General features: G+C 64.2%; 23 protein-coding genes. 12 read left to right on the top strand and 11 right to left on the bottom strand.

All coding sequences use genetic code 11. From position 1 onward, the window contains the following. Positions 1 to 12 precede the first annotated feature (12 nt). Together MJO58_RS15395 and MJO58_RS15390 are read left to right on the top strand one after the other, a co-directional pair. Positions 13 to 597: a TetR/AcrR family transcriptional regulator gene (locus MJO58_RS15395; protein WP_239719945.1), complete on the top strand. Its 585-nt coding sequence runs from the start codon at positions 13 to 15 to the stop codon at positions 595 to 597. 40 nt (positions 598 to 637) lie between these two features. Further along, a complete protein-coding gene (locus MJO58_RS15390) occupies positions 638 to 1,222 on the top strand; it encodes a TetR/AcrR family transcriptional regulator (RefSeq protein ID WP_139043279.1) in 585 nt (194 codons plus the stop codon). Here the strand turns inward: MJO58_RS15390 and MJO58_RS15385 are convergent, their stop codons facing one another. Both MJO58_RS15385 and MJO58_RS15380 read right to left on the bottom strand, forming a co-directional pair. Next, a complete protein-coding gene (locus MJO58_RS15385; RefSeq protein WP_090602950.1) occupies positions 1,223 to 1,987 on the bottom strand; it encodes an SDR family NAD(P)-dependent oxidoreductase in 765 nt (254 codons plus the stop codon). Beyond that, on the bottom strand, positions 1,984 to 3,015 hold the full coding sequence (locus tag MJO58_RS15380) for a phosphotransferase family protein (protein ID WP_090602948.1): 1,032 nt from the start codon (positions 3,013 to 3,015) through the stop codon (positions 1,984 to 1,986). Before MJO58_RS15380 ends, MJO58_RS15385 begins: the two co-directional genes overlap by 4 nt. Positions 3,016 to 3,320: 305 nt before the next feature. On the opposite strand from MJO58_RS15380, the gene MJO58_RS15375 reads away from it, so the two are divergent. The 7 genes from MJO58_RS15375 (at position 3,321) to MJO58_RS15345 (ending at position 10,933) form a co-directional block, all read left to right on the top strand. Further along, on the top strand, positions 3,321 to 4,598 hold the full coding sequence (locus MJO58_RS15375; RefSeq protein ID WP_090602945.1) for an acyl-CoA dehydrogenase family protein: 1,278 nt from the start codon (positions 3,321 to 3,323) through the stop codon (positions 4,596 to 4,598). Next, positions 4,579 to 5,445, top strand: coding sequence for a hypothetical protein (locus tag MJO58_RS15370; RefSeq protein WP_239719944.1), 867 nt, complete (start codon positions 4,579 to 4,581; stop codon positions 5,443 to 5,445). Before MJO58_RS15375 ends, MJO58_RS15370 begins: the two co-directional genes overlap by 20 nt. Before the next feature lie 21 nt (positions 5,446 to 5,466). Next, complete coding sequence (locus MJO58_RS15365; protein WP_239719943.1) at positions 5,467 to 6,645, top strand: cation:proton antiporter; 1,179 nt, start codon at positions 5,467 to 5,469, stop codon at positions 6,643 to 6,645. Between the two features lie 113 nt (positions 6,646 to 6,758). Further along, a complete protein-coding gene (locus MJO58_RS15360; RefSeq protein ID WP_090602937.1) occupies positions 6,759 to 9,113 on the top strand; it encodes a heavy metal translocating P-type ATPase in 2,355 nt (784 codons plus the stop codon). 221 nt (positions 9,114 to 9,334) lie between these two features. After that, complete coding sequence (locus MJO58_RS15355; RefSeq protein WP_175364441.1) at positions 9,335 to 9,586, top strand: hypothetical protein; 252 nt, start codon at positions 9,335 to 9,337, stop codon at positions 9,584 to 9,586. A 139-nt stretch (positions 9,587 to 9,725) separates the two neighbouring features. Continuing rightward, positions 9,726 to 10,721, top strand: a complete 996-nt coding sequence (locus tag MJO58_RS15350; RefSeq protein ID WP_090602932.1) for an Acg family FMN-binding oxidoreductase — start codon at positions 9,726 to 9,728, stop codon at positions 10,719 to 10,721. 35 nt (positions 10,722 to 10,756) lie between these two features. Next, positions 10,757 to 10,933, top strand: coding sequence for a hypothetical protein (locus MJO58_RS15345; RefSeq protein WP_175364440.1), 177 nt, complete (start codon positions 10,757 to 10,759; stop codon positions 10,931 to 10,933). Here the strand turns inward: MJO58_RS15345 and MJO58_RS15340 are convergent. Together MJO58_RS15340 and mgtA are read right to left on the bottom strand one after the other, a co-directional pair. Further along, on the bottom strand, positions 10,920 to 11,327 hold the full coding sequence (locus MJO58_RS15340) for a DUF302 domain-containing protein (RefSeq protein WP_090602929.1): 408 nt from the start codon (positions 11,325 to 11,327) through the stop codon (positions 10,920 to 10,922). The genes MJO58_RS15345 and MJO58_RS15340 overlap by 14 nt on opposite strands. Positions 11,328 to 11,395: 68 nt before the next feature. Beyond that, complete coding sequence (mgtA, locus tag MJO58_RS15335; RefSeq protein WP_259608706.1) at positions 11,396 to 14,083, bottom strand: magnesium-translocating P-type ATPase; 2,688 nt, start codon at positions 14,081 to 14,083, stop codon at positions 11,396 to 11,398. 215 nt (positions 14,084 to 14,298) lie between these two features. On the opposite strand from mgtA, the gene MJO58_RS15330 reads away from it, so the two are divergent. From MJO58_RS15330 to MJO58_RS15320, 3 genes are read left to right on the top strand one after another with little or no spacing between them, the layout of a single operon-like run. Beyond that, on the top strand, positions 14,299 to 15,480 hold the full coding sequence (locus MJO58_RS15330) for a site-2 protease family protein (protein WP_090609099.1): 1,182 nt from the start codon (positions 14,299 to 14,301) through the stop codon (positions 15,478 to 15,480). 34 nt (positions 15,481 to 15,514) lie between these two features. Further along, positions 15,515 to 16,309 carry a universal stress protein gene (locus MJO58_RS15325; RefSeq protein ID WP_239719942.1) on the top strand — a complete coding sequence of 265 codons (795 nt, stop codon included), beginning with the start codon at positions 15,515 to 15,517 and terminating at the stop codon, positions 16,307 to 16,309. Between the two features lie 11 nt (positions 16,310 to 16,320). Further along, a complete protein-coding gene (locus MJO58_RS15320) occupies positions 16,321 to 17,751 on the top strand; it encodes a bifunctional lysylphosphatidylglycerol flippase/synthetase MprF (protein ID WP_239719941.1) in 1,431 nt (476 codons plus the stop codon). A gap of 18 nt (positions 17,752 to 17,769) precedes the next feature. On the opposite strand, the gene MJO58_RS15315 is transcribed toward MJO58_RS15320, so the two are convergent. From MJO58_RS15315 to acsA, 7 genes are all read right to left on the bottom strand, one after another. Continuing rightward, positions 17,770 to 18,213 (bottom strand): pyridoxamine 5'-phosphate oxidase family protein, encoded by a 444-nt coding sequence (locus tag MJO58_RS15315; protein ID WP_239719940.1) that lies wholly within the window; start codon positions 18,211 to 18,213, stop codon positions 17,770 to 17,772. A 91-nt stretch (positions 18,214 to 18,304) separates the two neighbouring features. Further along, positions 18,305 to 19,318 (bottom strand): Acg family FMN-binding oxidoreductase, encoded by a 1,014-nt coding sequence (locus MJO58_RS15310; protein ID WP_276553167.1) that lies wholly within the window; start codon positions 19,316 to 19,318, stop codon positions 18,305 to 18,307. Positions 19,319 to 19,371: 53 nt separating this feature from the next. Next, positions 19,372 to 19,632, bottom strand: coding sequence for an acyl carrier protein (locus MJO58_RS15305; RefSeq protein WP_090602911.1), 261 nt, complete (start codon positions 19,630 to 19,632; stop codon positions 19,372 to 19,374). Positions 19,633 to 19,638: 6 nt separating this feature from the next. Continuing rightward, positions 19,639 to 20,844, bottom strand: a complete 1,206-nt coding sequence (locus tag MJO58_RS15300) for a dihydrolipoamide acetyltransferase family protein (protein WP_239719939.1) — start codon at positions 20,842 to 20,844, stop codon at positions 19,639 to 19,641. Then, positions 20,841 to 21,818, bottom strand: coding sequence for an alpha-ketoacid dehydrogenase subunit beta (locus MJO58_RS15295; protein WP_239719937.1), 978 nt, complete (start codon positions 21,816 to 21,818; stop codon positions 20,841 to 20,843). The genes MJO58_RS15300 and MJO58_RS15295 overlap by 4 nt, the downstream gene beginning before the upstream one ends. Further along, entirely contained in the window at positions 21,815 to 22,786 is a 972-nt protein-coding gene (pdhA, locus tag MJO58_RS15290) for a pyruvate dehydrogenase (acetyl-transferring) E1 component subunit alpha (RefSeq protein ID WP_090602905.1), read from the bottom strand. Before pdhA ends, MJO58_RS15295 begins: the two co-directional genes overlap by 4 nt. After that, positions 22,783 to 24,582 carry an acetate--CoA ligase gene (gene acsA, locus MJO58_RS15285; RefSeq protein WP_090602903.1) on the bottom strand — a complete coding sequence of 600 codons (1,800 nt, stop codon included), beginning with the start codon at positions 24,580 to 24,582 and terminating at the stop codon, positions 22,783 to 22,785. Before acsA ends, pdhA begins: the two co-directional genes overlap by 4 nt. Positions 24,583 to 24,771 lie beyond the last annotated feature (189 nt).

Here is a 24,771-nt window from a genome sequence, read left to right as displayed (position 1 = left end):
AGGAGTGCAGACGTGCCCAGCGAACTGGAGCTCGACGCGGACCAGATCGTCGCTGCCGCAGTGGAAATCATGCGGGAAGGTGGTCTGGACGCGATCAGCATGCGCAGCGTGGCTAACCGATTGGGCGTCACGCCGCCACCGGTCTACTCCCGAATCGGCAATAAGGACGCGCTGATCGATGCGGTCGCCGAGCATGTGCTCGACGATCTCGCACCGGAGCTGAAGCGCGACGAATCCTGGCCGGACTACGCGCGCCGCTGGACCCGCCAACTTCGCGCACGACTGACCGACGCTGCCGACAGCCGGCTCTTCCTGCAGGCGAAGCGCCCGGCCTATCTGAAAGCGTCCCGTCCACTGCTCAAAAGCATGCGCCGCGACGGTATGTCGACCGATATGTCGGTGCGGGCCTGCCGGCTGCTGACGTGGGCGGCCGTGGGTTTCGTCGCGATGGACCATCCGCCCAGCACCAACTCGACGCGCCGACGGGGACGCCTCGCCGGCAGTGACCCGGCCGGCGTGACTCGCGAAGAAGTCGACGAGTTGTTCGCCGCGCACATCGACTACCTGATCGAAGGTATTCGCCGCGACAGTGCTTAGCCTGCGGTGTTGGCAGGGCCAGGGCTTGTACGATGCAGCGATGGCCAAGCCGCTGATCCCGGCCGACGACATCCTCACGCACGCGCTGGACATGTTGGATTCCGAAGGCATCGAGGCTCTGAGCGTTCGTCGATTATCGGCCGCACTCAAGATCTCACCGCGCACGCTGTATCAGCAGGTCGGCAATCGCGAAGCATTGATCAGGGCGCTGGTCGCGCGCCACTTTGCGCAGCTGAAACTCGACTTCAAGGAATACGACACCTGGGAGTCGACGGCAGTGCACTGGTGTCAGGCATTGCACAACGCCCTTCGAGCGCATCCGTTTCTGACCGAGCTGATGACCATCGACGACCGCAGTGCTGTTGCCGAGTATGTCAACGCCCTACTCAAAGCCACTCTGCAAGAAGGAATTCCACGCCCGCTCGCCACCGAGTGCTGCCGCGGCCTGGCGCACATGACAATCAACCATTCCATCGTCGAGGTGCGCGGTCTGCGTGAACCGAAGCGCTCGGACTCCGAGACGGCCAAGATCGAACAGAATTTCCCTCGGCTGGTCGAGTGGGTGATCTCCGGGGTGCGAGCCGAGGCAGGGGCCGTCGAGCGCACGGCGACCCGGTCCCGCTGATCAGCCGGAGACGCCGCCGTCAATGGTCATGAGTGAGCCGGTGGTGTAACTCGACGCGTCGGAGAGCAAATAGACGACGGCCCCGACGATCTCGCCGGGCCGGCCCACCCGCCCGAGTGCGATGCGGCGCACCAGTTCCGGCAGCAGGTCGGGGTTGCGGACGAATCCCGACGCCGCGTCGGTATCGAAGGTGCCGCAGATGATCCCGTTGACCCGCACGCCGACGCCGGCGTATTCGATGGCCGAGGCGGTGGTCAGCGCGTTCAGACCGGCTTTGGCTGCCGCGTAGACCGTGGTGACGGGCGTGGGTTTCACCGAAGCCAGCGAACTGATGTTGATGATCGATCCGCCGCCGGTCGCGGCCATTGCCGTGGCAGCCAGCGCCGTCAACCGGGTCGGGCCCTTCAAGTTGACGCCGATCACCTTGTCGAACAACATTTCTGAGGTTTCCAGCAGCGAGGGCGCGAGCGGGCTCATCCCGGCGTTGTTGACCAAGCCGTCCAGCCGGCCCCACCGGGCAACGGCGGCCTCGACGACGCCGGGCAAGGACTCCCAGTCGCCGACATGGCAGGCCAACGGGTGGGCCTGCCCGCCCGAGTCGGTGATCGTGGCGGCCAATGCGTCGCACGACTCAAATTTTCGGCTGGCGATCACCACTCGTGCGCCGCGCGCGGCCAGCCCGACACTCATCGCGGCACCCAGGCCGCGGCTGCCTCCGGTGACCAGAACGACCCGGCCGGCAACGTCGAACAGCTCGTCGGTCATTGCGCGAACCTCATTGCACGGCTGAGCAGTTCATCGATGACCGCCCCAAAGAACTCGTGGATCGGATTGCGGGACTCACCGCGCAGAAACTTCGCGTAGGACGCCTCCAGGACGATCGCCAGCTTCCACGCACTGAATACCTGGTACCAGCCGAATTGTGACAGGTCGCGGCCGGTGGCCTCGCCATAGCGCTCGATCAGTTGTTCCGGCGTCTGGCAATGGTCGCGATCGATGCCATGTGGTGCGTCCGGCGACCCCAGTGCGATGGGATTTCCGGCCTCGGGCCAGAAGATCATCGCCCATGCCAAGTCGATCAGGGGATCGCCCACCGTCGTCATCTCGAAGTCGACCACGCAGGCGATCCGCGGTGGTGGCGCGGGCGCCCAGATGACGTTGTCCAGCTTGTAGTCTCCGTGCATGACGGTGAGATCGCCGTCGTCGGGCAGGTTCTCGCGCAGCCAGCCGGCGAGCTCGTCCACGCCGTTCAGCTCGCGGGCCCGATAACGACTCAGTTGCGCGAGCCACCGATCGACCTGGCGTGGCAAAAACCCCTGCGGGTGCGATAATTCGGCCAGCGGTGTGCCCGCCCAGCCGACCGAGTGCAAAGCAACCAGGGTGTCGATCAGCTGTTCGCCGATCAAATTGTGTGCCGTCGGAGCTCTTTGCAGCGCTTCGGGAAGTCCGTCGCGGCGGATCACCCCGCCGTCGACGTACGACATCACGAAAAACGGTGCGCCCAGAATGGCGGGGTCGTCGCTGCGGGCCAGCACCGTGGGCACCGGTATCCCGGCCGCGCCCAGCGTCTCCATGATGCGCGCCTCGCGGATCACTTGGTGAGCGGTGTCAGAAACCGCGGCCAGTGGCGCCCGGCGTACCACCCACGCCCGCCCCAGCCGGTCGACGCGGAACATCTCGCAGCTGCCGCCTCCGCGAATGGGCATTACCGACACGTCCGCCGCCTCGCCTGTCGCGGCCGCCAGCCAATCGCGGAATCGGGGAACGTCGAAATCCGTTGCGGCAGCACTCATGCGCCGATCCTCCGATCGCCGATTAAAATAACGCCGATTCCGCGAACCTACCAGCCCGGATACCTAATCGGCCAGGGCGGGCGAGTGCGTCGAGCCTGCATAGGGCGCGAATTCGGAGCTTCCTCGCCGTGGGCGCAGACTCAAAGCCGTGGACGCGCACTCGTTGACCTGCGGTCGCGGGCCGGCGATGTGTACAGTCGTTAGCCGGGCGCTGTACAGTCGCCCAGCACGAGCTCGAGGTTTGGACACGACAACGGCGTCGGGAGGTCAGCGGCGATGACGCACAGACGAATTCGGCACTCCTGGTGACCGACGAGACCGTAGCGGAGTTTCGCAGCCGGGCCAGGGCATGGTTGGCCGAGAACATGCCGCGGCAGGATCCCGCAGAAGCAGCGCTTCTCGAACGTGATGCGGAGGCGTCGTGGCACCGGGCGCGCGAGCTGCAAAAGAAGTTGTATGACGGCGGTTTCGCCGGTATCTGTTTTCCCCGGGAGTACGGCGGTCTCGGGCTGGGCTACGAGTACAAGAAGGCCTTCGACGCCGAGGCGCAAGGTTATGAAACGCCGTTATTGCTCAACGTGCCCTCCTTCGCCATCTGCTGCGCCACCATCCTCGACATGGGTAGCGAGGAGCAGAAGCGCACCCACATCCGGGCGGCGCTGCGTGGCGACGAAGTGCTGGTTCAGTTGTTGTCCGAGCCGAGCGGGGGATCAGATCTCGCCGGCGTCATCACCCGTGCCGACCGCCGGGACGGGCGGTGGATCATCAACGGCGCCAAGACATGGAGCACCTGGGCGTTCGCCGCGGATTACGGGTTGTGCTTGGCCCGGACCGATTGGGACGCACCAAAACACGAGGGGCTGACAATGTTCCTGGTGCCGCTTAAGCACCCCGGAATAACGATCAACCGCATCCAGCAGATCAACGGCTCCATCGAATTCTGCGAGGAGTTCTTCGACGACGTCGAGGTGGGCGATGACGCCGTCGTCGGTGAAGCGGGCAAGGGCTGGGAAGTCGCTTCGCGACAGCTCTACCACGAACGCCGCAGCATGGGCGACGGCTCGGAGTACACCAGCGGACCGGGAATCTCTGAGGCCGAAGACGTTTCGATCGACCTGCTGGCGCTGGCCGAAAAGACTGACCAGCTGGGTAATGAACGCATCGGTGAAATGATCGGACGTGCCCTGGTCCACCGAACGGTTGCGCGTCAACTCAGCGAGCACGTCTTCCACGCGGTGGCCGGCGGCGCGCTGCCGCCGACCGCGGGATCGATCATTCGCTTGCAGATGGCCGCGGTTCACGACGTCGAAATCGATACCGCGATCGCCGTCACGGGGACGTCCGCGGTCGTCGAGGACGACGCCGAGCTGCTCGATATCGGCATCCGGTACCTCGGCCGTCAGATCGCCAGCATCGGCGGCGGCACCACCGAAATGGCGCGCAACGTGATCGGCGAGCGGGTGCTGAACTTGCCCCGCGAGTACGCCGCGGACCGCGGCGTGCCGTTCAACCAAGTGCGGCGAAACAGATCGTCCTGGCAGAAGGGGAGAGAGGTGGCCGAAAGTGAGCGACCAACTGCGTGACATCCGGGAGTTTGCCGGCGACGCCGATGCCTATCGCGATGAGCTGTACCGCCGCTGGACCGGTCTGCTCAGTTACCGCTACATCGGTCGCAGGCACTCGTCGATGGACATCGGCGACGTCGACGACACCGTCGTGATCCGCCGCGACATGCGCAATGAGGCGGGCGGAATTATGGTTGCACCGCTGGCGATCTCGTCACCCGAGGGCTGTCAGACGGACATGGTCGCGGTGCCCAATCCGGTCATCGCGTCGGTGCAGATCATCGACCCCGGCTACGACGTCTCTAGGGTCGAGATCGTCGGCTCTGGCATCGTGCACCAAGGTCGCACGATGGGGTACGGGCGGTGCAAGATCGTCGACGCCGACAACCCGGAGCGGGTGATCGCGTTCAACGAGGGTCAGGGCGCGATCATCGGGATCCCGCCGGAAGGGCTTGACAGGATGGATGTTTCGGGCACTGAGCTAATTGTCGAGGACTCGCCCGACCTGCCGCCGCTGTGGGCCGCCTTCGGTGCCTCGAGACGCGACGACGGGCACTGGATGCTGCCCGCCCTCAGCCTCGAACTCGCCTCGCCGGACGCGGCATTGCACATCGGGCCCCAGCACGTCGTGCTGGAGACCGCGGCGATCGACCTGGCTGCCGATCTCGCCGGCACCCGCCAGGTGCAGGTCGTCAGCTGGCACGTCATGTTCATGTCCCGCGGAAAGGTCGGGCCGTTCCGGGTGGAGGGCACCGCCCATGCCGGTGGTCCCGGACGTATCGGCGTGCGCATGCTGCTGCACGATGAAGGCAACGCGGACAAGGCCGTCACGTCGGCAGCGGCGATCTTCGAGGTCGTCGGCTGACCGCGCCGCAGGGCTGTTGAGATGTCGGGCTTCGGCTTCGACACGCTGGCGCTGCTGGCCGCGGTAGGTTTCGCCGGCCCGCTGGTGGCTTCGCTGCCGCGCCTGCGGATTCCGCTGATCGTCGGCGAGCTGCTCGCGGGACTCGTGCTCGGCAAGACGGGTTTCGGTGTGCTCGACGAATCGAACCCGACGTTTCAATTATTCGCGAACATCGGCTTCGCGCTGGTGATGTTTGTCGCGGGCACGCATGTGCCGGTGCGAAATCCTGAGGTGCGCGGGGCGCTGCCGCGGGCGCTGGCGCGAGCGGTGCTGTGCGGCGTTGTCGCAACGATGCTCGGCGTGGTGTTGGCGTCGTATTTCGCTACCGGCCACGCGGCACTGTACGCGGTGCTGATGACGTCGTCGTCGGCGGCGCTGGCACTGCCTGTGATCGGCTCGTTGCGCCTGCAGGGGCCGGCCGTGCTCTCGCTCACGGCGCAGATCGCTATCGCCGATACGGCATGTATCGTGTTGCTGCCCTTGGTGATCGACCTGAACAGGGCGCCGACGGCGGCCCTGGGTGCGCTGGCGGTCGCGGCGTGCGCGGGACTGGCATACCTGGTTCTACTCGCGGTCGATCGTCGGGGCTGGCGTCAACGCGCGCACAGATTTTCCGAGGAGCATAAATTCGCGCTGGAGTTGCGCACGAATCTACTGGTGTTGTTCGCACTAGCGGCACTCGCGCTGAGCACCCACGTGTCGATCATGTTGGCCGGCTTCGCACTGGGTTTGGTGATCGCGTCGGTGGGCGAGCCGCGACGGCTTGCGCGCCAGCTTTTCGGGATCACCGAGGGATTTTTCGGTCCGTTGTTCTTCATCTGGCTGGGCGCCTCGCTGCACGTGCGCGAGTTGGGCGCGCACCCGAAGTTGATTGTGCTGGGCGTCGCGCTTGGGCTCGGCGCTGTGTTGGCGCACTGCGTGGGCAGGCTGCTCGGTCAGCCGGTATCCCTGGCCGTGCTCTCGGCCGCCCAGCTCGGCGTGCCGGTCGCGGCAGCCACGATCGGAAACGAGGAAAACCTGCTCGCGCCGGGCGAGGGCTCGGCGCTGATGCTCGGCGCCTTGCTGACGGTTGCGGCCGCCTCGATCGCCGGCGCATTGGCGGCCCGCGGACAGCGAGCTACGGGCGCAGCTAGCACAGCGACGAGCGACAAACGCGAGTAACCCGCCGCTACGGTCCAAAGACCCGCGACTTACGGGTAGTACGGCACTTGCCAGGAAACTCGGTGACTGTTCGACTTTGATCACGAAAGCAGCTGTTGCCGAAGGGATCTGTCATGGGCAGCGATTCAGCTGGCCGCTTTATCCCTGCGGCGCGCTCGTTGGTCGAACCAATCTTGGCGGTATTCACGTTCGCCGCCTTGGCGGCCGGTGGCGTCGCCTGGCTGGCCAGTTGGCGGCAGGTGGCCGACGGCTGCTGGATGGCCGGTACCGCAGTCGCGATCGCGCCGGCATCGGTGTGGGTGGTGTCAGGGTTGCGGCGCAAGCGCGGCGGCGTTGACATTATCGCGGTGTTGTCGCTGGTCGGCAGTCTGTTGGTCGGCGAGTATCTGGCCGGCGCGCTGATTGCAGTGATGCTGGCCAGTGGCCGTGCGCTGGATTCGGCGGCCGAACGTCGCGCGGCACACGATTTGCGCGCCCTGCTCGAGCGCGCCCCACGATTCGCGCGGCGACGGACAGGCACGCAAGTCACGACCATACCTTTGGCGGACGTGAGTGTCGGCGACACGCTGATCGTCGGCCCCGGTGAGGTGGTGCCGGTGGACGGGCGGATCGCCGACGCAGTAGCGGTGCTCGACGAGTCGGCCCTGACGGGCGAATCGATGCACGTCGAACGCGGCATCGGCGAGCCCGTCCGCAGCGGCGTGATCAACGCAGGCAGCCCTTTCGAACTGGCTGCGACCGCAACGGCTGACCAGAGCACGTATGCGGGCATTGTGCGATTGGCGCAGCAGGCAGGCGCGGACACCGCGCCGGTTGTGCGGTTGGCGGACCGTTTCGCGACATGGTTTCTTCCTGCGGCGTTGATACTCGCTGCCGCGGCGTGGCTAGCGAGTGGGTCGGCGGTGCGCGCCGTGGCGGTGCTGGTGGTGGCGACCCCATGTCCGTTGTTGCTGGCAGCTCCGGTCGCAATTGTTTCGGGGTTGTCCCGGGCATCTCGCGACGGCGTGGTCATCCGCGGCGGCGGGGTCCTGGAAAACCTCGGCCGTGCGAAAACGTTGGTGATGGACAAGACCGGCACCCTGACGGTGGGACGGCCCACGGTGGTCGACGTGGTAGCCGCTCCTGGTTGCGACGCGACATCGCTGCTGCGACTGGCCGCTTCGGTCGACCAGCTCTCTCCGCACGTAATGGCTGAGGCCATCGTCACCGAAGCGCTCAGCCGCGGCCTGCGGCTGTCACTGCCCGCCGATGTGCTGGAGCAGCCGGGCAGCGGAGTTACCGCGACCGTCGACGGATGTCGAGTTTCCGTCGGCCAACTGCCCGCGGACGCGATGACCGCCCCCTGGACACGAACGGTGCTCAATCGTGCTCGCCTCGACAGCTCAGCCATCGCGTGGGTCTGCATCGAGAATCGGGCGGTGGGTGCGGTGTTCTTGCGAGATCCGCTGCGCCGAGAGGCGCCACGCACCGTACGGCGACTGCGGGAGGCAGGACTGAATCGGTTGATCATGTTGACCGGCGACCGATTCGAGCCCACCCGCGACATCGCTGCTGTCTTGGGGCTGGACGAGGTCTTTGCCGAACAGGCACCCGCCGACAAGTACGCCGCGGTGCGCGCCGAAAGTGAACGGGCACCCACGGTGATGGTCGGTGACGGAGTAAATGACGCTCCCGCGTTGGCCGCGGCCACCGTCGGTGTGGCAATGGGCGCCCGCGGCGCCACTGCCTCCTCCGAAGCCGCCGACGTGGTGTTGACCACCGATCGCATCGATCGCCTCGCCGATGCGATGGACACCGCCCGGTGGTCTCGCCGGATCGCGGTGCAAAGTGCGGTCATCGGTATGACTTTGTCGGTGCTCGCCATGGGGATTGCCGCCCTGGGTTGGCTCCCGCCGGCGGCGGGAGCCCTCCTGCAGGAAGGCATTGATGTCGCAGTGATCATCAACGCGTTGCGGGCTCTGCGAGGCAACCCGGCTACGGAGCTGCCGTTGGCCACCGGCACCGAAGAGCTGCTGCAACGCTTCTCCGCCGAACACGACGAACTCCGCGACGCCATCGGGCTGCTGCGCGACAGCGCGGATCGGCTTGTTGCGGGCCCCGACGCCGTGGCGTTGGAATCGCTTGCGGCGGCCCACGCCGTACTAATTGATCGGGTGCTGCCCCATGAACTAGCCGAGGAAACCCAGCTCTACCCGGCGCTGGCCAAGCCCTTGGGCAGCGAAGCCACCCCGACAATGAGCCGGACGCATGCCGAGATCCGGAGGCTTTCCGACCGCATCGGAACGCACCTGGCCATCGCGCAAGCGCAGGGGCGGATTCAGCCGGACCAAGTCGATGACTTGCTCGCGTGCCTCTACGGTCTGTACACGCTTCTGCGGCTGCACTTCGTGCAAGAAGAAGAAAACTACTTCGTTCTAGCCGCAGAGGATAAGACCAATCGCCACGAAAAGCCCTGTCCAGCAAGGTGATCCATGGCATATCGCGGCTTCGCTCTGCCGGAAACCGGGCCGGTGACTGCGGTCGTCGAAGGGCCGTGGGCCCCCGGGTACGGGGACCAAAGGCCCCCGAGGCCGGGACTTCGGCGTAGGCGGCGAGACGACCGAAGCACCCCTCGCCGGATTCGTTCGCCTCTATCGGCCGAATCGGCCAACTGGTCGGATTGATGTCAAGGCCGGTCGAGGAGGCTGCGATGAGGCTCGCAAAGCACACAACGCATGTTGAGCGGATGTATTGCGTTACCGATCGCCTGCACGGTGGCCGCACAGTTCATGTGCACGGCGACGAGATCGCCGCCATCGTCACGACGTGGCTGCGGGAGCTGGGTGCCTACAGCCCGCTGGTTGAGGACCTCGCGCGAGCGGCGTGCGTCGGCGACTGGTCGGCGGCTTACGCCGTAGGCAACCTGCTATCCGTTGAAGTGACTCTTGCCTCGGCTGCCTAACGCCTGCGCCCCGGACAGCGTGTCTTTCGCACCGGGACGCGGCCCAAAGTCCCTCGGAGTTAAGGTCGTCATCCCCTCGTCCGGCGGCGGCAAACCCGGAATCGTCGACATCAGAATTTCTAGAAAGGGGCGAACTGCGATGAACGCGCGCTTTCCCGATGCGGGCACGATCCGCACCGTCCTGGCTCTGGCATCTCGAGCCCCCTCCGTCCACAACACCCAACCTTGGCGATGGCTGGTCGGCGAGCAGAGCCTGCATCTCTACTCCGACGCAACCCGACAACTACCCAACACCGATCCGGACGGGCGGGACTTGATCTTGAGTTGTGGCGCGGCGCTGAATCACTGCGTCGTCGCATTCGCAGCGGTCGGATGGCACGCCAAAGTGTCCCGCTTGCCCAACCCAGCGGATCCGAATCACCTTGCCGCAATTGAGCTTTCACAGCATAAGTCCGACGCCTCAGACATTGCGCTCGCCGCCGCGATACCACGGCGGCGAACCGACCGCCGACGCTATAGCTCCTGGCAGGTACCCGTCGGCGACATAGCGCTGATGGCGGCGCGATCGGCGCGCCATGGTGTGACACTTTGCCAGGTCGAAGACACCGACAAGCTGCATAAGATCGTGGCGCAGTCCGTGTGGGATCACATGAACCATGACTATCTTGCTGAGCTGACGGAGTGGAGCGGCCGCTACGGCTCGCTAGCCGGCGTTCCGGCTCGCAACACGCCAAAGTCCGATCGTGATGCCGCCATTCCTGGCCGGTACTTCGCCGGTCCGGTACTCGCCGAGCCGCCCGGCTCGTCATCCGCCGAAGACAACGCAGTGGTTCTCGCGCTCGGAACGCGTGCTGACGACCGGTTGGCGCAGCTGCGCGCCGGCGAGGCCACCAGTAGTGTTCTGCTCACCGCTACGTCGACGGGCTTGGCCAGTTGCCCGGTCACCGAGCCCCTCGAGATCCCGGAAACACGCGAGGCGGTGCGCTCCGTGATTTTCGGGAGCGCCAGTTATCCGCAGATGCTGCTGCGAGTGGGTTGGGCGCCGATCAATGCGGATCCGTTGCCATCGACACCGCGGCGCGAACTCGACGATTTCGTCGGGTGGATGTCGAACCTTGCAGATGTCGGCGAGTAGGCGCCAAACCCGAAAAGCTTTGGTGTGCAGGGGACATGGAAGCTTTACTCACATTGAGTGATCAAGCGCTTGGCAGACCGGTACCCGACATGCTTGGGGTGTTCACCATCGAAGTAGCGGACACCGACAATGGCATCGGTTTGACTCCGGAGGTCGCACGCGCCGTTGGGCGAGTGATCGATATGGCAGTGGGTGAAATCAACCGCAACTAGCGTTGAGCGACGCGATCGCGGCGGTGAGCTTGGCGGTGACCTCATCGGCGATCGCGATCACCCCCGGCTCACCGGTTACCTCCACCAATAGGCTCGGATCCATCGCCTCGACGATTGTCGTGCCAGGATCGCTCGGATCGGTGCGCAGCAAGATATTGCAGGGGAGCAGCAATCCAATCTCTCGATCGATATTGATCGCCTGGTACGCCAACGCCGGGTTGCACGCACCAAGTATCAAATAGTCCTCCATATCCACACCGAGCTTCGTCTTCAGCGTCGCTTTGATGTCGATTTCGGTTAGCACGCCAAACCCGTGTTGCGCAAGGGCTTCTCGGGTGCATTTGACCGCGCGTTCAAAGTCGGTTGTTAAGTGGGTCGATAGCGCCGCGCTCATAGCAGTAATCCGATCGTCTTGCACCTCGGCTGTGGTAGGGGCGAAAGTCCCAATACGTCACGTTCTGGCTAACGAAAACTCGCAGTCCCCGCTGAGGCGATGGGTGTTGGAAGCGGGCTGGAGTGGCTGAAGCGGGACGCTCGCCGGTGAATGCGGTGCACCTGTCCCCGGGTCCGGCGCAGTCGATCCGCGACGTGCATCGGTTGCGAGTAGAACCATGTCTTGGTGATCTCCACCAAGACCATGTAGCAGAGGGTGAGTCCGACGAGCGCGGCGAAGAACTGCCACGGCAGCGGGCGGAATCCAAGGTTGGCGGCGAGTGGCGACACCGTCAGGATCACTCCGAGCGCGACGATCGACAGGGTGGCTGCGGTGAGTAGTGCGCCCGGTCTGCTGCGTAGGAACGGCACCCGCTTGGTTCGGATCGCGAAGATGATGAGCGTCTGGGTAGCAAGGGATTCGACGAACCAGCCGGTGCGAAACTCGATCGGCCCCGCGTGCAGGACACCAAGCATCAGGCCGAAGGTGAGGAAGTCGAACAACGAACTGATCGGGCCGAACGACAGCATGAACCGGCGAATGAATGCAATGTTCCAGTGTGCGGGTGCCTGTAGCTGCTCGTCGTCCACCCGGTCGGTGGGAATCGCGAGCTGCGAGCTGTCGTAGAGCAGGTTGTTGAGCAAGATTTGGCTGGGCAGCATCGGGAGGAACGAAAGAACCGCCGACGCCGCTGCGGCACTGAACATATTGCCGAAATTGCTTGAAGTGCCCATCAATACGTATTTGATGGTGTTAGCGAAGATGCGCCGGCCTTCGGCGACGCCTTCGGCCAATACGCTGAGGTCCTTCTCCAGAAGGACGACGTCGGCGGCGTCCTTGGCGACATCGGTGGCTGTGTCGACCGAGATGCCGACGTCGGCCGAATGGAGGGCCAGCGCGTCGTTCACCCCGTCGCCGAGGAATCCGACCGAGCGGTGGGATTGCCGCAACGAGGAAATGACGCGAGCTTTCTGCTCCGGCGATATGCGCGCGAAGATGGTGTGGTCGCGGGCTGCCGTGGTGAGTTCTTCGTCATTGAGCTGTTGCAACTCGGCGCCGGTGATGGTGCCCTTTGAGGTCAATCCGACGTCGGTGCATACTTTTTCGGCGACTCGGGGATTGTCGCCGGTCGCCACTTTGACCTCGATGCCCAGGGCCGTGAGCCGATCCAATGAATCGTGCACGTCGGCTTTCGGATTGTCCGCGAAGACCAGGAAGCCCTCGAGCGTCAGCCGCGCCTCGTCGGCGGCCAGCAACGTCTCCTGGCCGGGCGCCGCCTTGCTGGCTACCGCGACGACACGACGACCGTCGGCGAACAACCGCGTCAACGTTCGATTGGCGGCCTCGGGAATGGCTTCGCAGCGTGCCATCACCTGTTCGGGTGCGCCCTTGACGATGATGCGCCTAGTGCCGGCACTATCGATGAGCGCCGAGGTGGCCCGACGGGTGTGGTCGAAGGGCAGCGTCGCCAGGCGCGTGACCCCGGAAACCGGAACTTGGTTGCGCCATAGCGCGGCGTCGAGGTCGTTCGCGCTCACCCCGCCTGCCGAGGGGTCGACATCGGTGGCAAGCAATCCCGAACCCAGCACCGACTCCGCGTGCACGCCACCGACGTCGACGGTGTCGAGCAACTCGAGCCGACCATCGGTCAGCGTGCCCGTCTTGTCGGTCATCAAGATGTCGATATCGCCAAGGTCCTCGATGCACACAAGGCGCTTCACCAGTACCTTGCGGCGAGCTAGCCGTCGTGAACCCGAGGCCAGGCTTGTACTGACAACGGCGGGAAGCAGTTGGGGCGTGATGCCGACGGCGATGGCCAACCCGAACAGCGCCGAATCGATGAGCGGACGTTGCAGTAGAAGATTGGTGACGATGATGACGACGGTAAGTGTCAGGGCTACTTTCAGAAGCAGATAGGAGAAGCGCCGCAGTCCGCGCTGGAAGTCGGTCTCGGGTTGGCGCTCGCCGAGCCCGACAGCGATGCGGCCGAATTCTGCGGTGGGACCCGTCGCATAGATCACCCCAACCGCTTCGCCCGCACTGACCACTGTGCCCATGAACGCCAAACTGGATGCGTCGGTAATGGTTGCATCGGGCGCGGCGGGTTCCGCCGACTTCTCCGATGGGGTCGACTCGCCGGTGAGAATGCTTTCGTTGCACTCCAATCCGTTCACCGTGATCAGTCGCACGTCGGCCGGTACCACCTCACCGAGCTGTAATCGGATCACGTCTCCGGGGACCAGCGCGGTGACATCAACGCGAGCGAACTGGCCGTCGCGACGGACCACCGCCGTATGACGCACCCGGTCATGCAGAGCGGCCGCGGCCCGTTCTGCGCGGTATTCGTTGAAAAACGAAAGGCCAACGCTGATCAGCAAAATGGCGCCGATGATGGTAGCTTGCGTTCCGTCGCCCAGAAAGAAGGACAGTATTGCGGTAACCGCTAAGAGCATCAACACCGCATTGTTCAGCTGACGGCCAAGCACTGCTAGAGCGCTAACCCGATGTGTCCGAACCGAGTTCGGGCCGAGTGTAGCCAGCCTGGCATCCGCCTCGAGGGCGGAGAGTCCGTCTTGCGAGGTACGCAACGAGCGCATCACGTCGATCAGCGGCGCGCTCGCGACGTCCTGCAGCGATCGGGCAGAGACTCGATGGGCATCGTCGCCGAGATCCGACCCATTGGTTCTATCTGCGTAGCCGGCATGAGGGGCGCCCATGCGTCCACACTGGCCGCTGCGCCGGTGTCGCTCTAGCGCCGGAAGGCCGGTTACCTGTCGCTGAAAGTCACTAGGTGCTAGGGCACTTAGTCCCTTGTTCGGCTCAATGGGACTTCAGTCCCTTTTCAAAAGCTCGGGAAGACGATCGGATGAAGTGCGGAGGTTGCCGGCTGACCTTCGAGTCATGCAACGCACATGCTTTCGGAGGTTCCAAGGTGTCTGAGGCAATTCCGTTGGGACGGTTTGCGGGTTTCGCGGTGAAGGTCCACTGGAGCGTGATTGTGATCCTGTGGCTTTTCACGTGGAGCCTGGCGACCACATTGCCCCACACCGTGGCGGGATATTCGCGGCCGGCTTACTGGGTGGCCGGAGCGTGTGGCGCAGTGGTACTGCTGGCTTCGCTGCTGGCCCACGAACTCGCCCATGCGGTGGTGGCCCGTCGATCAGGGGTACCCGTCGACGACGTAACACTATGGCTCTTCGGCGGTGTGACGAGCTTGCAGGGAGAGGCGAAGAGTCCGAAGGCCGCCTTTCGTATCGCATTCGCGGGCCCGGCCACCAGTCTGGTCTTATCTGCGATGTTCGGCGCAGTTGCGGTGGCACTGACGACCCTGCACGCCCCGACCATCGTCGGCAGCGTCGCGTGGTGGCTGGCCAGCGTCAACTTGCTGCTCGCACTGTTCAATTTGTTGCCAGGTGCCCCATTGGACGGTGGGCGGCTGGTGCGCGCCTACTTGTGGCATCGCCATGGCGACAGTGTGCGAGCGGCGATCGGTGCCGCGCACGCCGGCCGGGTGGTCGCAATCATCCTGATTGTGCTGGGGCTGGCCGAGTTTCTGGCTGGCGGCCTGATCGGTGGCGTCTGGTTGGCGTTCATCGGCTGGTTCCTCTTCGTCGCCGCCCGCGAGGAAGAAGCGCAGGCGACCAGTCAGCAAATCTTCGCGGGCGTGCGTGTAGCCGACGCGATGACGCCGCAGCCGCACACCGCTCCCGGATGGATAACGGTCGAGGATTTCATCCAGCGTTATGTGCTCGGCGATCGGCACTCGGCGTACCCGGTTGCCGACCCGGACGGGTCGATCACCGGTTTGGTCACGTTGCGGCAGTTACGCCAACTTGCATCCCATCAGCGCACCACCACGAGTGTTGGCGAGATCGCCCTGCCGCTGCAGAGCGTGCCGACCGGCGCACCGCAAGAGCCGCTTCAAGATTTGTTGCGTCGGATGACGCCCGCCGGTCCTCGCAGCCGCGCTCTGGTCGTGGACGGAGGCACGGTCGTCGGCATCGTCACGCCAAGTGATGTGGCACGCCTCATCGAGGTATATCGGCTAGCCCGGCCCGCGTCGGACGGAGTCACTGATCGTCACGATGCGGACAGCTATTCCGGCCCGGGGTGAGTCGGCATCGATGGCTGGGGAAGGAGTACGGACCATGAAACCTATCGTCGTGGGTATCGACGGCTCGCGGGCCGCGATCGCCGCCGCCATCTGGGGCGTCGATGAGGCCATTGGGCGCGGTGTCCCGCTCCGGCTGATCTCGGCCATCAAACAAACACACCCATCGCCGGATGACTACGCTCGCGATCTCGAGCACGCCGAGACATCGCTTCGCGAAGCACAATCCGCGGTCGAGGCGAGTCGAAAGCCTGTCAAGATCGAAACCGATATTCCGCGCGGGCCGGCTGGATCGGTCATGGTGGAGGCGTCACGCGATGCCGAGCTGATCTGCGTCGGCTCGACGGGTATCGGACGCTACGCCCGTGCCCTCTTAGGCTCCACGGCAACGGAACTCGCCGAAAAGGCCCGCTGCTCTGTTGCGGTTTTGCGGACGGATCCGGACCAACCGCCACCCGACATCAACTGGATCGTGGTGCGGATGGCCGATGCGCCCGGCAACGACTCCGTCGTCAAATACGCTGCGTGGGAGGCAAAGTTGCGCAGGGCGCCCATGCTGGTCCTCGGGGGTCGGCCCGAAGACCTCACCGAGCAAGCCGACGGCGCTTTCGAACGGCAAGTGCAGGATTGGCGGCGCCGTCATCCCGAGGTGCGCGTATACCCAATTACCACCAAGTATGCCATCGTCAGCTTCCTACGCCTCAACGAGGAGCGAGTGCAACTCGCTGTCATCGGCGCCGCCGAGGCCGCTCAGCTGGCGCGGCTGGTAGGCCCTTCCGGGCATCCGCTCTTCCACCACCCCCAATGTTCAGTTCTCGTCGTTCGCGAGTAAGTGGGACCGCCATGAAGATCAAGCACCGAAGCGGTGAAGCCGAGACGGTGAGTGCCGGCGAGCGGGTGCTGGTCAGAAGTGATGTTCCGCTGGGACGCTTCGTCTGCGGATTCACGATGTTGTGCGTCGTGGCGTGGACGGCGGCGCTGGTCGTCAGTGACCGTTTCGGCGACCACCCGGTTGCCCGCGGCCGATTCGGTTGGTCGCTAGCGTTACTTGCCGCGGTGGCATTGATCGCGCGAGGGGTTTTTCTCGGCCGCCCGGTGACGAGTAGGCATGCGATGGCCGCGGCGGCGAGCGTGTGTTTAGGGCTCGGTGCGCATTTCTTGTCATTCGGAGCCCTGGGCAACATTCTGCTGGGTGGCAGTGGACTCGCTCTGATGTGGCCCACGACGGCGCGGCCTCAGCCCGAGCTACTGCAACAGGTGTGGACTCTCGTGGAGGCCACGCATGGGGATCCATTGGCGCCATTCGCCATGCACTCGAGCAAGAGCTATTGCTTCAACGTCGACAAGACCGCGGCTATCGCCTATCGCACTCGGCTTGGGTTCGCCGTCGTCAGCGGCGACCCGGTCGGTGACGATACCCAATTCCAGGCTTTGGTTGATGATTTCACCCACATGTGCCGCAGTCGGGGCTGGCGGATCCTCGTGTTGGCTTGTGGTGAAAGGCATCTGAAACTGTGGCGTACCAAGGTCGGTGGACGGCTGAAGCTCGAGGTCCCGATCGGGCGCGATGTCGTCGTTGACGTTCGTCACTTCAGCCTGAAGGGGCGACGCTTTCGCAACCTGCGCCAAGGTGTGCAGCGCACCCACAACTGTGGGATTACCACCGAAATCGTTGACGAGCAGGAGATTTGCGGTCGGCTGATCGGCGAACTGACCGAGGTCCTGTACGCCGCGCATCACGCGGCCGGTACGGAGCGCGGGTTTTGTATGAGTCTGGACGCAGCCTTGCAGGGCCGATTCCCGGGGGTCAAGTTGGCCATCGCTCGTGACGGCGGCGGGCGGGTCGTGGCGTTCCACCGATACGCGACTGCCGGGCACGGAACCGACGTGACACTCGATGTGCCGTATCGTCGACCAGATGCGCCCAACGGTGTTGACGAGCGGCTCACCATTGACATGATTGCCGCGGCGAAAAGCCAGAACGCAAGCCGGCTTTCGCTCGCATTCGCGGCGTTCCCGGAAATCTTTCAAGCCGCACATCCCGGCCCGATGCAGCGTGTCGCGTATCGGTTGATTCATCTGCTGGACCCGTTTATCCGGCTTGAATCTTTGTATCGCTATCTTCGCAAATACCACGCGCTGGGTGGGCGCCGATACGTCGTGCTACCTGCCCGTCAGATCCCGGCGGCGCTGCTGGTATTGCTGTCGCTGGAGTTCACGCCACGGCCGCACCACCCCCAGCGGCCGGTTCGGACCGCAGCGGTGCACGCCTAGGGCAGCCGGGGTGCTCGCTCAGATGTGAATAGACTGTTCCATTGGCGGCGAGCCGAATTGGAACCGGCGGCCCGTCACCATCTCCGGAATCACCCGTACGTAGTGCGACTTCTCGGAAGTCGTCCATGGCAACACCTGGGCACGCTCCGCATCCTCGATGTCCTCGTCGCTACGAAGAGAGCGCGCGGTGCCGCGCACGATCACACTCCAGCCCCCGGCGACGTTATGGTCGTCGACCTCGAATACCACCTCGTTGTTTATCGCGGCACTGACCAGCTTCGTGCCAGCCGCGGTGCGAAACAGGATCGTTCGCCGCTGGACGGCGTAGTTGACCGGAAAGATCTGCGGGTGCCCATCCACGCTCGTAACCAGCCGTCCCAGTGTCACACTTGAGAGCAGGTCCCAACACTCGTGCGCAGGCAAGATGATCGCGCCGTCATCGGTCTGGGTTTGATTCGTCATGGGGATGACCTTATTGACGAAAACCGTCGATCTCGCCTGCCGAAGGTCCTACCCCGTCGGGACCAAAGTCGGTCGACCCTTGGCGGTGCACCTAGCGAACCTTCAAGACGTCGTGTAGCGGGCGCCGCGGCGTGGGGGCCGCAGGATGATCCATCGACGGTGCTATGCCGACTCTGATCAGGACCTGGGGTTCGCCGGCCTGGCCGATCAGGTCGCGAACGATGTCTCGGCTTTCGTCCAGCTCGATGAGGTGCGTCAGCGGACAGGTTGCCATGCCGGCCATGGTGCATTCCAGCAATACGGTCGACAACGCTTCGCCGGATCTCAACCAGTCCGCTCTGTCGTCGTCATCGGTGCAGAGTACGAGGATTTTGGACCAGTCGGCCTCGAGCTCTGGGCGCCGATCGGTATGGATCCTGACGGGGAATTCCCGTCCGACGTCTACGCGCTGGTGTTCTTTGTCGGATGCGAGAGCGCCGGGAGGGATGCCCTCGCTGACCGCATAAGGTGTTGTCCACCAATCTAATTCGGCGAGGTAGAGCCAATCGCCGTTACGGATGTCTTCGGTGAGTTTCGCCGCTTCGGCCAGCCGAGGTCGCGAGTCATCGCCGAGCACATGCAGGTCCACTCCACTCTCATCGACCGCGTCGTATAGTGCGCGTTCGAAGAAATCCCAAAGTGCCGGTTGTCGTAGTGGAAGCCGATCGGTTCTGCGCTGCAGAATGGCTAGGGCGCGCTCACGTTGAGCGCGGGTGACGTGTGCGGCGGGGCTGAATGTCATCGATGCGAGCTCATCGGGATCGGTTTTGTCAGGGAACCGCTTGATGTCCGCTTGCCAACCTGCGGCCAGCATGGCGATACGAAGGTGATCGAGGACTGCGCCGCAACTGATGATCGCGTCGCGGTCGAAGCTGTCCGTGCCGGGGACCGTGCGCTGACGATCGATGAATAATTGCAGCGCCGCGCCTGCCACCACCCACCGCCAAGGCTGGCTGTTATGCACGGACGGAGCCCGGCACGCGACTTGCACCGCTCGTTTCAAGACCCGGGTATCCAGCGTCGGGTGCATGACGTCAACCCCTCGTCCATTGTTGTGACTCGACATCGACGCTAGGGTGTCCTCGGGCTTAACGCCTAGGGTCGTATGTCCCTGCGGTACTAGGCCGTTGGACTGCTCTGCTGGTTCTTTTCAACGTAGCTGACCAGGTCGGACAACGTCCGCAGCGACGCATAGTCGGATTCGGGGATATCCACCCGCAACCGCTGATGAATGCCGCGGAGAAAATTCAGCCAGTCCATGGAGTCCAGATCGACTTGGTCCCGGAGTAGGACGTCGTCGCGAAGGTCGTGCGGGTCGATTTCCGGAGCGATCGTGGTCAGCACCGACAGAATCGTGCCGCGGGTGTCCTCGTCAGTCATGGCTCATCACTTCTCCAAGAGGTCGGGCTGCTGCAGCAGGTCATTGATTGCGCCGAGGAACAACGCACCTCGGTGACCGTCACTCGCGCGATGGTCGGCTGCAAGCGTCGCTTCGACAGCGGTGACGACCCGGATGCCGCCGTCAATGACAGCGACTCGTTGAGTCGGCCTGCCGAAACCGACGATCGCTACCTGTGGTGGGTAGATCACGCCGAAGACCGTATCGACGCCCTGGTCGCCCAGGTTGGTGACGGTGATGGTCGGGTCGGACATCTCTGAGCTTCGCAGTGAGAAGGAGCGCGCCCGTGCCACGAGGTCGGCGAGGTCATGCATCAATTCGTCAAGCTTCTTGTCCGGAACGTCATGAATCGCCGGCGCGACGAGACCGCCGCCGCGCAGCGAGATTCCGACGCCAACATGAACTCCGGTCCCGGGCTGGAATCCGTCGTCGCGCCAGAACCCGTTGAACTCGCCGAACCGCTGCGCGGCGACGCCAACCGCCTTGAGCAATAACGCGGCAGGCAGTACGCGTTCGTCGATCGAACGTTGCGCATTTCGCGTCGTAAGCCAGGACATCGAGCTGTCCAGCAGGATTTCCTGGGCGAGGTAATAGTGCGGAATCTCGCGCTTCGCGCGGCTCATGGCGGCCGCGATCGACCTTCGCATCTGTCCGGCACGGTCGGCGGCGGTGGGCTTGGAGGTCGGCTTGCTTATCGGTTGCGCCGGCTCTTTTGGCGCAACTGCGTGCTCTACGTCGCCTATGGTGACCGCCCCCTGCGGACCGGTGCCGGTTACGGTATCGAGATCGACGCCGAGAGTTTGGGCCAGCCGTCGGGCCGCGGGTGACACCCAACGACGTCGCTGCAAGACGGACGGCGCAGTGATCACCCCGGTCGCCGTGTCTGCAGGCGTTGCCGGTCTGGCCGCTGCTTTCGTCGGATGCCGCCGCCGCCGCGGCGACTTCACCGCGGTCTCATCACGTTCCAGCAGGGTCGCCAATACCGTTCCCACTTGGACGGTTTCGCCGACCGGCACCAGCAATTCGTTGACCGTGCCTTCCTGCCAGCATTCGATTTCGACTGCGGCTTTGGTGGTGTCGACGACCGCCACGATTTGGCCTCGGGTTACCTTGTCGCCGGGCTTGACCAGCCACTCGTCGAGTGTGCCCTCGTCCATGTCGGCCCCAAGTGCCGGCATTTTGAACTCGATCATTGCCGTTCGCCGAACAGGTTCTGCACGGCCGCGACGATCTTCTGCGGCTGGGGTAAGGCGGCCTGCTCGAGGTGCTTCGCATATGGCACGGGAACCTCAGCGCTGCACACGCGAGCAACCGGGGCATCGAGGTCGTAGAACGCTTCTTCCATGATCCGCGCCGTGATCTCGGCCGCCAGACTGCCACTGCGCCAAGCTTCGTCGATCACGACCGCCCGATGTGTCTTGCGCACAGATTCGAGAAATGCGTCATCGTCAAGCGGCCGCAAGACCCGCAAATCGATGACCTCGCAGTCGATTCCGGTCAGCGACAACTCGTTGGCGGCGTCGAGCGCCTTGGGAAGACAGCCGCCGTAGGCGATCAGCGTGACGTCGGTGCCCTTGCGACGGATGGCCGCCCGCGAGATGTCGGTCGTGGCAAGAACATCGATATCGGATGAGGTGTTGTAAAGCTGGACGTGTTCGAAGATCACCACCGGATCTGGATCTGCCAGGGCCGGGGCGAGCATGCCGTAGGCATCTTCGACGGTGGCCGGTGCCAGCACTTTGATGCCCGGGATGTGGGCGTACCACGGCTCGAGGCTGTGCGAGTGCTGGGCCGCGAGCTGACGCCCGGCCCCCGTCGCCATTCGGACGACGAGCGGTACCGAGAACTGTCCGCCCGACATGTGGCGAAGGGCCGCAGCGGTGTTGACGATCTGGTCGAGCGCCAGCAGGCTGAAATTCACCGTCATGACTTCAACGATTGGGCGTAAGCCGTTGATTGCCGCGCCGATTCCGATACCGACGAACCCCAATTCCGAAAGCGGTGTGTCGCGCACGCGGTCGGGACCGAATTCTTCCAGTAACCCTTTGGAGGCGGCGTAAGTTCCGCCGTAACGTCCGACGTCTTCGCCCATCACCACCACACGCGGATCGTCGCGCAGGGCATCGCGAAGGGCGTCGTGCACAGCGGTCCGGTAGCTGGTCTTCATCGCGACGACTCCAGGGTCAGCACGTCGCGCTCGAGATCTGCCACATCTTCCCACGTTCCGGCCTCGGCGAACGCCACCGCCGCCTCGATCTCGGCTGCGGCGGCATCTTCGATCTCCTGCACGTCGGCGTCGGAGAGCACGCCACCGCGCACGCATTGCTCGGTAAACGACCGGATCGGGTCACGTTCGCGCCACCGCGCGACCTCGGCCTTATCCCGATACAGTTCTGGATCGAACATTGAATGCGCGCGGAACCGATAAGTGCGGAACTCGATAAAAAACGGCCCGCCGGTGTCGCGCACGTGATCGACACCCTGCTGGGCGGCCGCGTGGCACGCCTCCACATCCATGCCGTCGACGGCCAGCGTGGGAACTTGGTACGACGCCGCCTTGACGGTGAGATCGGTCTGCGATTGTGCGCGCTCCAAGGCAGTTCCCATGGCGTAAAGATTGTTCTCGCAACAGAACAACACCGGCAGGTTCCATAGCGCGGCCATGTTGAGCGACTCGTGAAATGCGCCCTCGGCCACCGCACCGTCACCGAAGTAGCAGGCGGTCACCCGCTTCTGCTGCAACATGGCGTCGGCGAGAGCGATGCCGACCGCGAGCGGTAGACCACCGGCGACGATCGCATTACCGCCGTAGAACCGTTTGGACGCATCGAAAAGGTGCATCGACCCTCCGCGTCCGCGTGAGCAGCCCTCCTGCTTGCCGAACATTTCGGCCATGATCGAGGTCATCGGGATGCCGCGCAGCAGTGCGTGTGCATGCTCGCGGTAGGTTGCGACGACCGCGTCATCGTCGGCCAGTGCGCGCAGTGACCCAGCGGCGACGGCCTCTTCCCCGACATACAGATGCAGGAATCCACGAATTTTGGCCGCGCTGTAGAGTTCCGCGCACTTCTCTTCCATTCGGCGCACGCGAATCATGTCCGACAGGAGTTCATGGGCCAGCTTTGTATCGGTCATGACGGCACTCCCTCGGCGCGGCGGTCAGCTTGACGCTCGATGGTCGAGGTATCACCCTCGGGCAGGCCAAGTTCGCGAGCCTTGAGCAGGCGACGCATAATTTTGCCGCTGCTCGTGTGGGGCAACGCATCTGCGAATTCGATCTCTTTGGGTGCCACCGCGGCCCCGAGCCGCTTGCGCGCGTGGCCGAGCAATTCCAGGCGCAAGTCTTCGTCACCTACCATGCCATTCTTCAGAGTGACGAAGGCTTTCACGATTTCCCCGACTGTCGGGTCGGGCTTGCCGATGACAGCGGCTTCGGCGACCGCGGGATGGTCGGTGAGCGCGCTTTCAACCTCGAACGGACCGATGAGATGTCCCGCCGACTTGATCACGTCGTCTTTGCGTCCGACGAACCAGAAGTAGCCGTCGGCATCTTTCTTGGCGAGATCTCCCGTCAGGTAAAGCCCGTCCGCAAAGGACTTTCGGTATCGGTCCTCGGCATGTAGATAGCCGCGGAACATCGACGGCCATCCCGGTTTGAGCGCGAGTTCGCCCTCGACCCCCGGCTCGTCGATGCGCGAAGTCGTGCCATTGTCGTTGTGGCGCACTATGTATGCATCCACACCGGGCAGCGGCCGGCCCATCGAACCCGGCTTGATGTCGAATGCGGGGGTGTTGGCGATCATAATGCCGCCCGTTTCCGTCTGCCACCAATTGTCGTGAATCGGCAAGCCCAGCACCCGCTTTCCCCACCAGACTGCTTCGGGGTTGAGCGGCTCACCCACGCTGGCGATGAATCGCAGTCGCGGAAAGTGGTATTGCGCCGGCATTTCCGGCCCGGCCTTGATCAGCATCCTGATTGCGGTCGGTGCCGTGTACCACACCGAGACGCCCTGATCCTGCAGAAGTCCGTACCATCGCTCGGCGTCGAACTCCGCTTCGTCGACGATGGAGGTGACGCCGTGCAGCAGTGGACTGATGATGCCGTAGGACGTTCCCGTGACCCAACCGGGATCCGCGGTGCACCAATAGATGTCGTCGGGATGGAGGTCCAGCGCATACAGACCCGTGATGTAGTGCATCGCAACGGCCCCGTGCACATGCATGGCGCCCTTGGGCGTCCCGGTGGTGCCGCTGGTGAAGTGCAGCAGCGCCGGATCCTCGGCGGTCGTCGGTTCGATCGGTGTTTCGTCGGCGGCATGCATCCGGTCCCAGAAGTTGAGCGTTCCGGGTAGTTGGCCGCCGGCTCCGTCGTCGACGACGAGGATGTGCCGAACGGAGGGCATACTTTCGCGGATCTTGGCGATCTTGCGCTGATAAATCGCCTTGGTGGTGACCAACACATCGGCTTGTCCGATATTCACTCGGGTGGCGATTGGTTCGGGGCCGAACGCTGAAAACAGTGGCGAAACGACGCTGCCGTTACGCAGTGCACCGAGCATCGTGATGTAGAGCTCGGGGACGCGGCCCATGATCGTGAACACCCGATTGCCTTTGTCGATACCGAGCGCCCGCAACACCCCCGTGAAGCGTCCGGCAAGGCGGGCGAGTTCGGCGTAGCTGAGATCCCGCGTGGCGATCGCACTGTCGCAGCCCTGGTCGGTGAGGAAGCGCAGGGCGGTGCGTTTGGCGGCCGGGCCTGCCGCGTGTCGGTCGACGGCGGCATAAGCGAGGTTGCAGCCGCCCGGACCCATCTCGCCGCAGAGGTTGGGAACGTCGGCCCAACGGAATTTTGCGCGTGCCTGCTCGTAGTCCAACAAGTTGGGCTCGACAAGGTGGTCGCGGGGCGTTTTATGAATCACATCCGCGGTCATGACCGCCTCTTTCGGTTGGTGGGCGTCTTCATCGTTTGCCGCGACTCACGCACGCACTAGAGACGAAGGTCATCAGTCGGCACGCGCTTTGTCGTCGAATGCAAGGGCGGCTTGCGACGAGCCCGCACGGGCCGGCGGCCTCTCGAAGGTCCAATGACCTGGCGCCGGGGACCAAGGACTCTGGCATCA

The sequence above is a fragment of the Mycobacterium lentiflavum genome, from assembly GCF_022374895.2.
In the GTDB taxonomy this organism is placed as follows: Bacteria; Actinomycetota; Actinomycetes; order Mycobacteriales; family Mycobacteriaceae; genus Mycobacterium; species Mycobacterium lentiflavum.
The sequence above is the reverse complement of the archived record's forward strand: the minus strand, read 5'-3'. Positions and strand labels throughout refer to the sequence as shown.